The following is a 15,150-nucleotide window of genomic DNA, read 5'->3' on the forward strand; positions in this document are numbered from 1 at the left end:
GGGAGTATGTCACTGGAAGCTCTGCAATCGCCGGGGCCTTTTACGGTGTTCCAAATTGACACCGTGATCCTGATGGGACTGAATCCTGTCCACTCCTTTCAGGACACCAACATCCCCTACAAAGTCTAGGGTGTTAGCGGATTTCCCGCACCAAAAGCCCTTGGCGGATTTTCTCCTCCACAAGCTGGCGGTAAAGCTCTAGCTCTTCATAGGTAACTTTGCCATCGGCGCTAATTTGTCGCTTGATTTGCGCCATTTCATCGGCAGTTAATACCCCGTCGGCGATCGCTCGCTCTAGCAGTTGCTTCAGTCGGGCTAGTTCTGCTTTATCGGCCTCTGAGAGAGGGGTTCCATTTGGCTGATAACGTTCCATGGCACTCTCGCCTCAACAACCTCTCTACCTCTCTACCCTATTCTGACCGCGGCACACGGGTGTGGAGGGGGTAGGAACTTAAATCTTGATAAACTGTTAGTTATGGTCTGAAGAAAATCTCTGAGTCATTCTCAAACTGTTGGAACCAAACAATGCAAGTATCCGAAATGAAGTACGGTGAACGTGCTATTCAAGAAGGGCGACTGATTACATTTCCCAATCCGCGTCCCGGTCGGCAATACACCATTGAGATTACCCTGCCAGAGTTTACCTGTAAGTGTCCCTTTTCCGGCTATCCTGACTTTGCCACGCTTTACGTTAGCTATATTCCCCATGAGAAGGTGGTGGAACTGAAAGCCATTAAGCTTTACATCAACAGTTATCGCGATCGCTACATTTCCCACGAAGAAGCTGTCAATCAAGTCCTCGATGATCTCGTGGCCGCCTGCGACCCCCTCTACATGAAAATCAAAGGGGACTTTGCCCCTCGTGGCAATGTGCATACCGTGATTACGGTTGAACACCATCGCCAGCCGGACAGTTCGTGCTAAAATTATAGATTACAAGACTGCGGACGTAATTCAGTGGTAGAATGTCAGCTTCCCAAGCTGAACGTCGTGGGTTCGAGTCCCATCGTCCGCTTCTTCAGCAAAAAGACCACTGCCCCCTGATTAGCTCCTAGGCAAAGACTACGGTGCGATTGCCATACACGAGAATCCGATTTTGCAAATGCAGCCGTACCGCCCGCGCCAAGACCACTCGTTCCAAATCCTTGCCCTTGCGAATCAGATCCGCTACCGTATCGCGATGACTTACCGGCACAACCGCCTGCTCAATAATCGGCCCTTCATCTAAGTCTGCTGTGGCATAGTGGGCCGTGGCACCAATGATTTTCACCCCCCGCTCATAGGCACGGTGGTAGGGATTGGCACCCGCAAAAGCCGGCAAAAATGAATGGTGAATGTTGATCACTTGGGGAAAGGCCGCAATAAATTCAGGACTCAGCACCTGCATATACTTGGCCAGCACCACCAGATCAATCTGGTAGTCCTTGAGGAGTTGCAGTTCCTTGGCCTCTGCGAGGGGCTTGGTCTCTGGCGTCACGGGGATATAGTGAAAGTCAATGCCAAACTGCTCGGCAATGGGACGCAAATGCTCATGGTTACTGATAATCAAGGGAATTTCAGCAAAGAGATCCCCCGACCGCTGTCGCAGCAGCAGATCCCAAAGGCAATGATCTTGGCGGCTCACCCAAATGGCCAAACGATAGGGCATATCCGATGCCCGCAACTGCCAGCGCACCCCCTGCCAACTGGCAAAGACCTTTTCCTGCTGCGCATAAGTGATGAAAGTCGCAGCAATTTGATCGCGGGGGATTTCAAAGCCCTCTAGTTCCCACTCGAGGCGGGAGAGAAAAATGCCCGCAACGGCATCGGTGTGGTGGTCCGCATGGACAATGTTTCCGTTGTAGCGATAGACAAACTGTGCCAACTTGGCCACTAGCCCCCGCTGATCGGGACAGGAAATAGAGAGGGTCATCGTTGGCATAGAGCAACCTCTATTCTACTCTTGTGACTTGTGAAATGTCTTGTGAAATGGGAGCAGCGCGATTTAAGACCTTCGCAAGGTACTGCCCTGTGTAGGATTGGGGCATTAGTGCCACCGCTTCAGGGGTGCCGACGGCCACCACTTCTCCCCCGCGATCGCCCCCCTCTGGCCCGAGATCAATAATCCAATCGGCACAGCGAATCACATCCAAATTGTGCTCAATCACCAGAATGGAGTTGCCCTTGTCCACCAGCCGCTGCAACACCTCGAGGAGTTTGTGCACATCGTAAAAGGACAGTCCTGTGGTCGGCTCATCAATCAGGTAGAGGGTTTTGCCCGTGGCGCGGCGCGACAGTTCAGCCGCTAATTTGAGGCGTTGGGCTTCGCCCCCGGAGAGGGTGGGGGCACTTTGCCCCAGTTTCAGATAGCCCAAGCCCACATCTACAAGGGTTTGCAGTTTGCTCACCGCCTTGGGGATATTTTCAAAAAAGGCCAGCGCCGTCTCGGCAGTCATCTCTAAAACATCGGCGATCGAGCAGCCCTTGTACTTCACTTGCAGGGTATCGCGGTTGTAGCGTGCCCCCTTGCACACCTCACACTGGACATAGACATCGGGCAGAAAGTTCATCTCAATTACATTCACCCCTTGGCCACCACAGGCTTCACAGCGGCCACCCTTGATATTGAAGGAAAATTGTCCCGGCTTATAGCCCCGTGCCTTGGCCTCAACGGTTTGGCTAAAGACCTCACGGATGACATCAAACACACCAATGTAGGTGGCAGGGTTCGAGCGGGGGGTGCGACCAATAGGCGACTGATCAATAACAATCACCTTATCAATAGCGCTCAAGCCTTCAATAGACCCCAGTTCCTTGGGCAGCGGTACACTGTGACCCAAATGGTGCTGGAGGGCAGGATAGAGCACTTCGTGCATGAGGGTGGATTTCCCCGACCCCGACACCCCCGTTAGACACACCAGCTTGCCCAAGGGAATTTCCACGGTGATGTTCTTGAGGTTATTGCGAGAGACATTTCTAAGAATCAACAATTGGCCATTCCCCGCTCGGCGATCGCTGGGGGTTTCAATGCGCTTGCGCCCCGACAGATAGGCACCTGTCAGCGAGTCGGGATGGTTGAGAATCGCCTCTAGGCTGCCTTGAGCCACAATCTGACCACCGTGGACACCTGCGCCTGGGCCTATATCCACAATGTAATCTGCCGCCCGAATGGTCTCTTCATCGTGTTCCACCACAATCAGCGTATTCCCCAAGTCCCGCAGGCGAAAGAGCGTTTGCAGCAGGCGATCGTTATCCCGCTGATGTAGGCCAATACTCGGTTCATCGAGGACATAGAGCACCCCCGTCAGGCCAGAGCCAATTTGGGTGGCCAAGCGAATGCGTTGGGCTTCACCGCCAGAGAGGGTGGCTGCACTACGCTCTAGGGTCAGGTAGTCTAGTCCCACATCAATTAAAAATTGCAGCCGCGCTGTCACCTCCCGCAAAGCCAGCTCCGCAATTTGCTGTTGGCGCGGGCTAAGGTCTAGGGACTGAATTCGAGCCAAACACTCGCGAATTGAAACACTTGTGAGATCCGTAATGCGATACTGCCCCAAGCGTACCGCTAAGGCAGCAGGTTTTAGGCGTTGACCGCCACAGGCCGCGCAGGTTTGGTTGACTTGGTATTCTTCTAGCTTTTGGCGGTAGGTCTCGGAGGTGGTCTCACGGTACTGCCGCTCCAAAATGGGGATTACCCCTTCAAATTGGCGGTAGTAGTCCCGTTGGCGATAGCGGGAATCGGCGGGGATGCGAATCGGGGCGTCGGTGCCGTAGAGAATAATTTCCCGCTGTAATTCTGTGAGGCGGTACCAAGGGGTGTTGATGTCAAAGCCAAAGGCCTCAGCAACGCCGTAAAGTAGGGCAAGGTAGTAGTCATGTCCCTTCTCTGCCCAAGGGGCGATCGCCAGATAGACAGGCAGCTCAGGATTGGGGACAATCAGCTCTGGGCTGAATTTACGCAAATAGCCCAAGCCATGACACTCTGGACAGGCACCATAGGGGGAGTTAAAGGAAAAGAGGCGCGGCGATAGCTCATCCATGACGGCGCCATGTTCAGGGCAGGCAAAATTCTCTGAAAACAGGAGCGTTTGCGCCGCCTCACCCTCACGGGGTACCACACTGACCATAGCCGTCCCGTTGGCATGATGTAATGCTGTTCGCAGGGAATCGGCTAAGCGTTCCTCAATCCCCGGCTTCAGCACTAGGCGATCAACAACAATTTCAATCGTGTGGGCTTGGTTTTTCTCCAATTCAATGGCTTCACCGAGGTCGTGTACCTCCCCATCAATGCGCACGCGCACAAAGCCTTCACTGGCCAAACTTGACAGCAGTTTTTTGTGGCTGCCCTTTTTGCCCTTGACAATGGGTGCCAAGACTTGAAAGCGAGTCTGGGGCGGCAACTGCATCACCTGATCCACCATCTCGTCAACCGTCTGCGGACGAATTGAGCGATCGCAATGGGGGCAGTGGGGTTCACCCGCACGGCCATAGAGCAGCCGCAGGTAGTCATAGATTTCTGTTACTGTGCCCACAGTGGAGCGAGGATTGTGGGAGGTGGACTTTTGATCAATGGAAATCGCTGGACTTAGCCCCTCAATGGCGTCCACATCGGGCTTGTCCAACTGGCCGAGAAACTGCCGCGCATAGGCACTGAGGGACTCCACATAGCGGCGTTGCCCTTCAGCAAAAATGGTGTCAAAGGCAAGGGAGGACTTCCCTGAACCGGAAACCCCCGTCATCACAATTAGGCGATCGCGGGGCAAATCGAGGTCAATATTTTTTAGATTATGCTGCCGCGCACCCCGAATGCGAATCTCACCCGTCGGCACTGGCTCGCCCATGCTGCAAACTGCGAATGTTAAAAAACGTTACGTTGAGGGTTATTATAGCAACGCTGCCAGCCCCCTTTGGCGCCACCTAATAAAAAAGCGGGGGGAGTTCCCCCGCTCTGAGTGTGACTTAGGTTAGGAGCGGTTGGGCTTAGTAGTCGAAGTCACCGCCCATGCCGGCACCGGCACCCGCCGGATTGTTTTCCTTGGGTTCGGGTTTGTCAACGATGATGCACTCGGTGGTCAGCACCATACCGGCAATGGAGGCCGCATTTTGCAGCGCGGAGCGAGTGACTTTGGCAGGGTCAACAATACCCGCATCGAACATGTTGACATATTCATCTTTGGCGGCATCATACCCCACATCGAAGGGTTTTTCTTTGACCCGCTCCACAATGATAGAGCCATTTTGACCCGCGTTTTCAGCAATGCGACGCAGGGGTGCGCTCAGGGCGCGCTCAACGATGTTGGCACCAATCAGTTCTTCACCTGTCAGGTGCTCAGCCGCCCAATTGCTCAGCTCAGGAGCCAAGTGCACCAAGGTGGTACCGCCACCAGGGACAATCCCTTCTTCAACGGCAGCTTTAGTGGCGTTAATCGCATCTTCCAGACGGAGTTTGCGATCTTTCATCTCGGTTTCGGTAGCGGCACCCACTTTAATCACCGCCACACCACCGGCCAGTTTGGCTAGCCGCTCTTGCAGTTTTTCTTTATCGTAGCTGGAGTCAGTTTCTTCGATTTGGCGACGGATTTGCTCGCAGCGAGCTTTGACGGCTTTTTCATTGCCTTCCGCCACAATTGTGGTGTGATCTTTGGTGATCGTGACGCGGCGAGCTTTTCCAAGCATATCCAGCTTGGCATTTTCCAGCTTCAGACCGGCATCTTCGGTGATCACTTGACCCCCTGTGAGGACGGCAATATCTTCGAGCATCGCTTTACGGCGATCGCCAAAGCCAGGGGCTTTCACCGCGGCCACACTCAAGACACCACGCAGACGGTTGACCACTAGGGTCGCTAGAGCCTCTTTCTCGATGTCTTCGGCAATGATCACCAAGGGTTTGCCGGCGCGAGCCACTTGTTCGAGGATCGGCACCAAGTCTTGAACCAAGGTAATTTTCTTGTCGGTGACCAGCACGAAGGGTTCATCCAGCACTGCTTCCATGCGCTCGGTGTCGGTGGCAAAGTAGGGGGAGATGTAGCCCTTGTCAAAGCGCATCCCCTCAGTGACCTCCAGTTCGGTGGTCATGGATTTGCCTTCTTCGAGGGAGATCACACCTTCTTTGCCCACTTTATCCATGGCATCGGCAATCATCCGACCCACTTCTTCATCGTTGCCCGCAGAGATCGCTGCCACTTGGGCAATGGCTTTGGAGTCTTCTACGGGACGGGCGTGCTCGGCAATTTTTTCGACAAGGAAGTGGGTGGCCTTGTCAATCCCGCGTTTCAGGGCAATGGGGTTCGCACCGGCAGCCACGTTGCGCAGCCCTTCTTTCACCATGGCATGGGCGAGAACCGTTGCCGTAGTGGTACCGTCGCCGGCAGCATCGTTGGTTTTCGAAGCAGCTTGGCGGATCAGAGCCACACCGGTATTTTCAATGTGATCTTCCAGCTCAATTTCTTTGGCAATGGTGACGCCATCGTTCACAATTTGGGGTGCCCCAAATTTTTTCTCCAGAACCACGTTCCGCCCTTTAGGCCCAAGGGTCACGGCTACGGATTCCGCCAAAATGTCCATCCCTTTTTCGAGGGCACGACGGGCATTTTCGTTGTAGATAATGCGCTTCGCCATAGGTGTTTCCTACCTCAATCGTTCAACAGTGATGAAAAATCGCACAGAGATCAAAGGAAGTCAGCGACTTAGCCAACAATGGCCAAAATGTCTTTTTCCGAGAGGAGAACGTAGTCTTCGCCTGCGAGTTTCACTTCGGTACCGGCGTATTTGGAGTACAGCACTTTGTCCCCCACTTTCACATCCATGGGCTGACGCTTGCCGTCTTCAGTGAGTTTACCGGGACCGACGGCGGTCACTTCGCCCACTTGGGGTTTTTCGCGGGCGTTGTCGGGGAGGAGAATCCCCCCTGCCGTACGTTCCTCACTTTCGCTGACTTTGACAAAAATGCGATCGCCTAACGGCTTCACAGTTGAAACGCTTAGAGATACGGCTGCCATAGCGTACTGTTCTCCCAGTTGTAAGAGTATGGATTGATATCACTCACTGCACAGCTGATCGCGCAGTCTTTGGGGGTAAGAGCCTACCTTGCAATGGTTTAGCACTCTCACCCTTCGAGTGCTAATGTAACGAGAGACCGTTGGCGATCGCAACTCCTGTGGCAGTACGGTTTTCCGAACGGAACCCTAGTTTTTTAGCCCCGTGGTGGCAATGCCGCGAATCAGTTGCCGCTGACCCAAAATAAACACAATCATCACTGGTACGGTGGCAATCACCGCCGCCGCCATCATCAACGGCCAATCATTGGTGAACTGCTCCTGAAAATTGGCCAAGGAAAGCTGTACTGTGATCAGTTCTGGCTTAGTGGTAAAGACCAAGGGCTTAAAGAGATCATTCCACTCCCCGATGAAGGTGAAGATAAAGAGCGTGACCAAGGCCGGTCGGCTCAGAGGTAAGAGGATATGCCAGAGCACTTGCCAGCGATTTGCCCCATCCAAGAGGGCTGCCTCCTCTAGGGCAACGGGCAAGGTGAGAAAAAACTGCCGCATCAAAAAGACGCCAAAGCCATTGGCCGCCGTAGGTAAGATCAACGCGCCGTAGGTATTGATCAGATGACCCGCCTTGAGGATCAGGAAAATTGGGATCACCAAGAGTTGAAACGGGATCACCAGCGTCGCCAGCATCAGCAGCAACATCGTCTGTTGCCCCGGAAATGAAAGCCGCGCAAGGGCATAACCTGCTAGGGCGGAGGTCAGCAACTGGAGCGCCGTCACCGCCAGAGCCACAAGTGTTGAGTTGGCAAAGGCCAAGATGAAGTGTCCCTGCTGCCATGCGGCTTGATAGCTCTGCCATGTCCAGCCTTGGGGCGGCAACAATTGGGTAGGTAAAGTCCCCGGTGGCCAGCCCGACGTACAGAGGACCACCAGAAGGGGGCTGAGAACCAGCAAGGCTCCCAATGCTAATACCAGCGTTAACCCTACCTTAGGAGCGACCACTGCCGGACATCCGTTTTAGCAAATCCACAAATCCCTTGACTTCCTCGCGGAAAAGGAAGCCCGCATAGGCCTCCATGCCATGCTCGCCAATATCCAGCCCCTCGATTTCCTCTGCCCCAGAAACGCGGATACCAATGGTGGCATTCAGGAGTAGCCACACTGCGGTACTAAAGGCAACGGTAAAGCCGCCTACCGCCAGCACTCCTACCAACTGACGCCCCAACTGCGTAAAGTCACCACTCCAAAGCAGTCCCTTGAGAGGCCCTTCGCCAGCTTCATAAAAGCGTCCCGGTCCATCGGCAAAAAGACCCACCGCCAAGGTGCCCCAAATGCCATTGACCAAATGGACGGAAATGGCGCCCACCGGATCATCAATTTTCAAGCGGTCAATCATCACGACCGAAAAGACAATTAGCGTACCCGCCACGATGCCAATGAGGACAGCACTCCCAATGGAAACAAAGGCACAGGGAGCAGTAATTGCCACTAGTCCGGCCAGAATGCCGTTGATGATCATGGAGAGGTCAGGCTTGCCAAAATAGCGGCTCGAAACAATAGTTGCTGTCACGCCGCCAAAGGCAGCCGACATGTTTGTGGTCACAACAATGTGGGCGATCGCCCCCGGATCTGCGGCCATCGTTGACCCCGGATTAAAGCCAAACCAACCCAACCAGAGGATCAGACAACCTAGGGTGGCGATCGCAAAATTGTGTCCCGGTATAGCCGCCGCCGACCCATCGGGCAGGAAGCGACCCAAACGCGGGCCTAGGAGAGCTGCCCCCATCAATGCGGCCCATCCGCCTACAGAGTGCACCACCGTAGAACCGGCAAAATCCCACATGCCTAGCTGTTGCAGCCAACCACCACCCCAGATCCAGTGACCCGTAATCGGATAGGAAATCCCCACCAAGAGCAAGCTGAAGATAAAGAAGGCATAGAACTTAATCCGCTCCGCTACTGCCCCGGAAACAATTGTGGCTGCCGTTCCGGCAAACACCAGTTGAAAGAAAAACTTAGCAGAGAGGGGCACCGCCGCCCAACTCAAGGCATCATATACCCCCTGATAGGCTGTTCCTGTCGCCGGACTATTATCGGCGCCCAGCAAAAAGAAACCACTCGTACCTAGGACCCCATTGCCATCGCCAAACATTAGGGCAAAGCCAATTGCCCAATAGGAAATACTCGAAAGGGCAAAGACAATCAGGTTCTTTGAAAGCAGGTTCACCGCATTCTTGGCACGGCAAAACCCCGTTTCCAGCATGGCAAAGCCAGCATTCATAAAAAACACCAACACACCGGCAAAAATCACCCAAAGCGTGTTGAGTACCACCTGCACCTTTTCAGGAATCCCTGCCGAGGCAGCCGTGTCTTGTCCCAACGCCGCTGTGGCACTCAGCACGCCAATCATTACCGCGAAAGTCAATAGCGTTCGGCGAGTCGGCAGATAGAGAATTTGAGTCAGAGGATGCTGAAGACGTAACCCCCGGCGCAAGACAGAACGCAGTTTCATAGATGCAGATGTCCAATCTACCAAGGAAACAAAAGAAAACAGTTGAAACTTGTACCCCCCCAGCCAAAATCCCTAGGAAAATCTTAGGGTTTAGTTGCAAAATTTGGCACAAATGAGTTCATCATCCCTGAATCTACCTTTGGCTATATGTATTCCACAATACAAAAACTTGGGTCTCTGCCTCAATTCTGCATAGGGGGTAAGCTGTGCTAGTTAAAGAAGTTGCGATTATCCACCCTTGTGGAGTGTCCAGTCATGATTCATCCGAACCACCTCAATTCCACTATTGTCCGCCGTTGGGGGATAGGTTCTTGGCTGATTGCTTTTGGACTCGCTACCTTACCCTTGGCACCGCTGAGTGCCCAAATTGCTGTTTATGAAGGGCGACGGGTTACCGGGGACGTTACTATGACCCTTCCCGACGGCAGCACGTACAAAGGGGAATTACTGAATGGTCGCTTTCATGGCCAAGGCATCCTCACAATGGCCAATGGCAACCGCTACGAAGGGGAATTTCGCAATGGCCGCTACCACGGTCAGGGGGTGCTCACCTATGCCGATGGGGGACGCTACGAAGGCGGCTTTGTGGATGGCATCTTCAATGGCAAGGGGATTTTGCAACTAGCCAATGGTCAACGCTACGAGGGCATGTTTCTCGATGGTCAATACCACGGGGAGGGAGTGCTCACCTTTCCCGACGGTACCCGCTATGAGGGGCAGTTTCTCGCGGGCAAGTATCATGGAACTGGAACGCTCTCCTTTGGAGATGGCACAAGCTATGCCGGACAGTTTCGCAATGGCTTATTTGAAGGACAGGGGGTCTTTACACTACCGGATGGCTCCCGCATTATTGCGACATGGCGCAATGGTCGCCGCGAACCCCGTTAATCTCCTTCAATCGGGCTGTGAGTGATCCGCTGACGGCAGCGCTCAGTCCCTACGCCCGCTTTGGAGTGCGCCTTGGCCTTGAACCTATTCAAGCGCTGCTAACTGCTTTGGGGTCTCCCCAGTTGCAGGTGCCGTTGATCCATGTTGCGGGAACCAATGGCAAAGGGTCGGTGTGTGCCTATTTGGATAGTGTTTTGCGAGCGGCGGGCTATCGCACGGGGCGTTATACTTCGCCCCATCTGTTGAGTTGGTGTGAGCGCATTTGTATCGATGGTGAACCCATTGTCCCTGAAGTCTTTTTGACCTTAATTCAACAAATTGAAGCAGTACTGCCCCAAGTGGCTTATCCCCCCAGTCAGTTTGAAGTAGTTACAGCGGCGGCATGGCTGTATTTTGCCCAGCAGCAGGTGGAGGTGGCGGTCATAGAGGTGGGCTTGGGGGGACGCTTGGATGCCACGAATGTGTGTCAGCCCCCTTTGGTGAGTGTGATTACCTCCATTGGTTGGGATCATTGGCAGCGGTTGGGCAATACCTTGGGGGCGATCGCTGGCGAAAAGGCTGGCATTCTCAAGCAGGGGATACCGGCTGTCATTGGCCCTGTTCCCCCCGAAGCAAAAGCCGTGATTGTGGAGCGTTTGGCAGCCTTGGGGTGCCCAGCGATTTGGCCGGAACCGGCGCAGTGGTGTGCTGAGCGTGCTGGCTGGGCGACTTGGGGTGGAATTGAGTACCCCTTGCCTTTGGCTGGCGAGATGCAATTAACCAATTCAGCGATCGCGATCGCCACCCTACAACAGCTCCAATCTCAAGGCTGGCAGATTTCCCGCGAAGCGATTCAACGGGGCATGGCCCAAACCCGCTGGCCGGGACGACTGCAATGGCTACAGTGGCAAGGGCGAAAACTGCTCATTGATGGTGCCCACAATGCCCCTGCAGCCGCCTACCTGCGGCAATATGTGGATCAACTGGGCTGGACAGCGGTGACGTGGGTGGTGGGGATGCTGGCCAATAAAGATCACGAGGGGATTCTCAAACATCTCCTACGGGCGGGCGATCGCCTGTGGTTGGTGCCCGTACCAGATCACGCTAGCGCTGATTTAGAGGACTTGAAGGCGTTGGCTCCCATCTGTTGCCCTGCGCTAGGAGAGTGCCGCCTTTTTAACGATGTGACTGAAGCACTGGATAAGGCGGGCGATCGCACGGTTGTCTGCGGTTCTCTCTATCTTATTGCTCGCGTTTTGGGGGCGATCGCCTGGAAAGACTCTCAAGCCACCTGAGACCCGATGAATCGCAACGCCAGAAAGAGCTGATATCTATGTGGGACACTCGCTTTCAAGGGGACACTTATTTCTATGGCACGGAGCCAAACGACTTCCTCAAAGCCCATGCCCATGACTTTGCACCCCAGGGGCGAATTCTCTCCCTTGCTGAAGGGGAAGGGCGTAATGCCGTCTATCTGGCTCAACAGGGCTATGCTGTCACGGCAGTGGATGCCTCCCAAGTGGGGCTTGCAAAGGCACAGCGCCTTGCTCAAGAACGGGGAGTCGCCATTACCACCTGTCACTGCGATCTGCGGGAGTTTGACCTTGGTGAAAATGCGTGGGATGGGATTATTGCTATTTTTTGCCATCTACCGCCAGAGCTGCGCACATTAGTCAACCAGCGTATTGTCAAAGCCCTCAAGCCCCAAGGCCTCTATCTCAGTGAGAGCTACAGCAAGAAACAACTAGGGATGGGCACAGGGGGACCTCCCACCCTAGAATTGCTGCACGACCTGGAGGAAATGAAGAGGGAGCTGGCTGGTCTAGAGTGGCTCCACGCCGTTGAAATCCAGCGGGACATCCATGAGGGTCAAGGCCATCGTGGGCAAGGCTGGGTGATCCAACTGATTGGCCGTAAGTTCTGATCTTGCATCTAATTTAATTGCAGCCGCAAGGGGAACGGTAAAATCAAGGTAACGTTGTCCTATTGCTATGCCGCCGCGCCGCACCCGTAGCCAAATCATTATTCTCGATGCCCTTAGAGCCAGTGGCCGATCGCTTTCGGCACAGGAGTTATTTTTAGAACTGCGACAACGGCAAACTCCCCTCGGTCTGGCAACGGTTTATCGCACACTCGATCATTTGCGCGTCAATGGTGAAGTGCAAGCCCGTCCCTTGCCCAGCGGCGAACTGGTTTATAGCTTGGTGCAGCAGGATCAACACTATCTCACCTGTTTGCAGTGTGGGACATCAGTAAAAATTGATCACTGTCCAGTACAGCATTTGGAAGCGGAGCTACAACAGTCCCACCACTTTGAAATTTTCTACCATACCCTTGAATTTTTCGGCCTCTGTGCCAAGTGTCAAGCCACAGCGCAGCGCTGAAGCGGTATTCTGGATTAGGGGCGTCTTCAGACAGTAGAAAGTCCTGTGATTGAATTTGCCAATTGTGCTTGGACGCGGGCGATCGCCCAAGGCTGGGAAAATCCCTACCGCGTTCGCTATGCCAGCAATTTAGACGATGGCCCTTGGCATGGCATGCCCCTCGGCGGCTTTGGCGCTGGCTGTCTTGGCCGTTCCTCTGGCGGCGACTTTAACCTCTGGCACCTTGATGGCGGAGAGCATCTCTTTGGCACCCTGCCCGCCTGTCAATTTAGTCTCTTTGAGCAGGGAGAGCAGACCCAGGCTTATGCCCTAGGCACTCCCCCTAAGGATGGTTGCCTTAGCACTTGGCAATGGTACCCCGCTGGTCAAGGCCTCTACGCCGCCCGCTATCCCCGCAGTTGGTTTGTCTATGAGGGGGTCTTTAGCGCCCAGATTACCTGCGAACAGTTCTCACCGATTTTGCCCCACAACTACCAAGAAACCAGTTATCCCGTGGCGGTGTTTCTGTGGACGTTCCGCAATCCCACCTCTCAGCCCCTCACTTTAAGCTTGATGTTTTCGTGGCAAAACACGGTCGGCTGGTTTTGCAACACCACCCCTTCTTCGGCCATTGAGATTCGCGAGGATGGTAGCCCCGTCTATACCTACACGCCCCGCTGGCGTCAAAGTGAGGGGAATTTTAATGAACTGATTCAAACGGCGTCCTATCAAGGTTGGCGACTGCGGCGCCACCCCCACCCCACCCCCCCCCAAGAGGGCGATGGTGAATGGGCAGCCCTGATCCCCACGGGTCTTGGTGAATTCTTTGGCTGTAGTCGTTGGCAGCCAGAGGGGGATGGGGCAGAACTGTGGCAATCCTTTGCTGGGGATGGCTCCCTCCCCATTGTCAATGATTCAACCCCAGCCGCAGCGGGAGAACAGGTGGCCGCCGCCTTTGCGCTGCGCTTTTCCTTGGCAGCGGGAGACACAAAGCAAATTCCCGTAGTCTTGGCGTGGGACTTTCCTGTTACTGAGTTTGGCCAAGGGGTGATCTATTATCGTCGCTACACGGATTTTTGCGATCGCCAAGGAACTAATGCCGTCACCCTAGCTGCCAGAGGCCTTGCTGCCTATGCTACTTGGCAGGAGCAGATTCGTGCTTGGCAGCGTCCCATCCTCACCCACCCCGATTGGCCTGACTGGTTCAAGATGGCTCTGTGTAATGAGCTATACGTTCTCAGCAGTGGGGGGAGCCTCTGGAGTGCGGCCAGCGATCGCGATCCCGTGGGGCAATTTGCCGTTTTAGAATGTCTTGACTACCGCTGGTATGAAAGCCTCGATGTGCGGCTCTATGGCTCCTTTGCCCTGCTGCAACTGTGGCCGGAACTGGAAAAATCGGTGATGCGTGCCTTTGCGCGGGCGATCCCCACAGCAGATGCAACCCTGCGAATCATTGGCTACTTCTATCGCGGTGATCCCGAAACGGCCTACAAAGCACCTCGCAAATTGGCCAATGCCGTCCCCCATGATCTCGGTGCCCCCAATGAGCACCCTTGGGAAAAGACCAACTACACAGCCTACCAAGACTGCAATCTCTGGAAAGACTTGGCCTCAGACTTTGTGCTCTTGGTCTATCGCGACTTTTTGTTCACTGGGGGGACAGATCTTAACTTTGCCCGTGAGTGCTGGCCGGCGGTGGTGGCTGCCCTAGATTACTTAAAACAATTTGACCACGATGGCGATGGCCTGCCCGAAAATGGTGGTGCCCCGGATCAAACCTACGATGACTGGAAACTCCAAGGGGTCAGTGCCTACTGTGGCGGCTTGTGGTTGGCAGCCCTCGAAGCGGCGATCGCCCTCGGCACCCTTCTCCAAGAACCACAGGTGGAGACCTACCGCCAGTGGCTGCATCAAGCTCGCCCCCGCTACCATCAACTGCTGTGGAATGGCCAGTATTACCGTCTCGATACCGGCAGTGGCTCCGATGTGATCATGGCCGATCAACTGTGTGGTCAGTTCTACGCTCGGCTGTTGGGTTTGGAAGATATTGTGCCGCCAGACTGTTGCGATCGCGCCCTGCAAAACATTTACGACACCTGTTTTCTTAAATTTCACAACGGCCAATTCGGTGCCGCCAATGGCCTATTGCCCAACGGTCAACCCGAAAACCCCCACGCTACCCATCCCCTCGAAGTGTGGACGGGGATTAACTTTGGCTTGGCCGCCTTTTTATGGCAGCGGGGGATGACCCACGAAGCATGGCGCTTAGCCGAGGTGGTGGTACGCCAAATCTATGAGAATGGCCTGCAATTTCGGACGCCGGAGGCAATCACAGCCAATGGCGCCTTCCGTGCCTGTATGTACCTGCGCCCCATGGCGATTTGGGCATTGGCACTTGTAAGTCGGGGATCATGATTCAGGTAAAAATTTTGTAGTCTAT

14 protein-coding genes and 1 tRNA gene are annotated in these 15,150 nt (G+C 54.4%); 8 read left to right on the top strand and 7 right to left on the bottom strand.

The window, feature by feature from the left end:
* The first annotated feature begins 6 nt into the window (after positions 1–6).
* On the top strand, positions 7–129 hold the full coding sequence (locus ACK4HN_RS05810) for a hypothetical protein (RefSeq protein ID WP_409869676.1): 123 nt from the start codon (positions 7–9) through the stop codon (positions 127–129).
* 4 nt (positions 130–133) lie between these two features.
* Here ACK4HN_RS05810 and ACK4HN_RS05815 read toward each other — a convergent pair whose 3' ends face one another.
* Complete coding sequence (locus tag ACK4HN_RS05815; RefSeq protein WP_181495410.1) at positions 134–373, bottom strand: hypothetical protein; 240 nt, start codon at positions 371–373, stop codon at positions 134–136.
* A gap of 152 nt (positions 374–525) precedes the next feature.
* Between ACK4HN_RS05815 and queF the strand changes: the two genes are divergently transcribed.
* Both queF and ACK4HN_RS05825 read left to right on the top strand, forming a co-directional pair.
* Complete coding sequence (gene queF / locus ACK4HN_RS05820; RefSeq protein WP_409869674.1) at positions 526–924, top strand: preQ(1) synthase; 399 nt, start codon at positions 526–528, stop codon at positions 922–924.
* 19 nt (positions 925–943) lie between these two features.
* Positions 944–1,015 (top strand) — tRNA-Gly (locus ACK4HN_RS05825).
* Positions 1,016–1,051: 36 nt separating this feature from the next.
* Here ACK4HN_RS05825 and purU read toward each other — a convergent pair.
* The 6 genes from purU to ACK4HN_RS05855 form a co-directional block, all read right to left on the bottom strand.
* Complete coding sequence (gene purU / locus ACK4HN_RS05830) at positions 1,052–1,921, bottom strand: formyltetrahydrofolate deformylase (RefSeq protein ID WP_409869672.1); 870 nt, start codon at positions 1,919–1,921, stop codon at positions 1,052–1,054.
* 10 nt (positions 1,922–1,931) lie between these two features.
* On the bottom strand, positions 1,932–4,817 hold the full coding sequence (uvrA, locus tag ACK4HN_RS05835) for an excinuclease ABC subunit UvrA (RefSeq protein ID WP_409869670.1): 2,886 nt from the start codon (positions 4,815–4,817) through the stop codon (positions 1,932–1,934).
* 139 nt (positions 4,818–4,956) lie between these two features.
* The gene (gene groL / locus ACK4HN_RS05840; RefSeq protein ID WP_409869668.1) at positions 4,957–6,594 is read right to left on the bottom strand and encodes a chaperonin GroEL; all 1,638 of its coding nucleotides are present in this window, start codon (positions 6,592–6,594) and stop codon (positions 4,957–4,959) included.
* Positions 6,595–6,662: 68 nt separating this feature from the next.
* Complete coding sequence (groES, locus tag ACK4HN_RS05845) at positions 6,663–6,974, bottom strand: co-chaperone GroES (protein ID WP_149820030.1); 312 nt, start codon at positions 6,972–6,974, stop codon at positions 6,663–6,665.
* Positions 6,975–7,160: 186 nt separating this feature from the next.
* Complete coding sequence (locus ACK4HN_RS05850; protein ID WP_409869665.1) at positions 7,161–7,922, bottom strand: carbohydrate ABC transporter permease; 762 nt, start codon at positions 7,920–7,922, stop codon at positions 7,161–7,163.
* 34 nt (positions 7,923–7,956) lie between these two features.
* The gene (locus ACK4HN_RS05855; RefSeq protein WP_409869664.1) at positions 7,957–9,480 is read right to left on the bottom strand and encodes an ammonium transporter; all 1,524 of its coding nucleotides are present in this window, start codon (positions 9,478–9,480) and stop codon (positions 7,957–7,959) included.
* A gap of 255 nt (positions 9,481–9,735) precedes the next feature.
* Here ACK4HN_RS05855 and ACK4HN_RS05860 point away from each other — a divergent pair, with 255 nt between their 5' ends.
* The 5 genes from ACK4HN_RS05860 to ACK4HN_RS05880 all read left to right on the top strand — a co-directional run bounded on the left by ACK4HN_RS05860 (position 9,736) and on the right by ACK4HN_RS05880 (position 15,125).
* Positions 9,736–10,368: an MORN repeat-containing protein gene (locus ACK4HN_RS05860; RefSeq protein WP_409869662.1), complete on the top strand. Its 633-nt coding sequence runs from the start codon at positions 9,736–9,738 to the stop codon at positions 10,366–10,368.
* Positions 10,338–11,642, top strand: a complete 1,305-nt coding sequence (locus tag ACK4HN_RS05865; RefSeq protein ID WP_409869660.1) for a bifunctional folylpolyglutamate synthase/dihydrofolate synthase — start codon at positions 10,338–10,340, stop codon at positions 11,640–11,642. Before ACK4HN_RS05860 ends, ACK4HN_RS05865 begins: the two co-directional genes overlap by 31 nt.
* Before the next feature lie 38 nt (positions 11,643–11,680).
* Positions 11,681–12,271: an SAM-dependent methyltransferase gene (locus ACK4HN_RS05870; RefSeq protein WP_409869658.1), complete on the top strand. Its 591-nt coding sequence runs from the start codon at positions 11,681–11,683 to the stop codon at positions 12,269–12,271.
* Between the two features lie 67 nt (positions 12,272–12,338).
* Entirely contained in the window at positions 12,339–12,731 is a 393-nt protein-coding gene (locus ACK4HN_RS05875; protein ID WP_409869656.1) for a Fur family transcriptional regulator, read from the top strand.
* A gap of 45 nt (positions 12,732–12,776) precedes the next feature.
* The gene (locus ACK4HN_RS05880) at positions 12,777–15,125 is read left to right on the top strand and encodes a GH116 family glycosyl hydrolase (protein ID WP_409877336.1); all 2,349 of its coding nucleotides are present in this window, start codon (positions 12,777–12,779) and stop codon (positions 15,123–15,125) included.
* The last annotated feature ends 25 nt before the right edge of the window (positions 15,126–15,150 follow it).

This window comes from Thermosynechococcus sp. (assembly GCF_046299655.1).
Taxonomy (GTDB): Bacteria; Cyanobacteriota; Cyanobacteriia; order Thermosynechococcales; family Thermosynechococcaceae; genus Thermosynechococcus.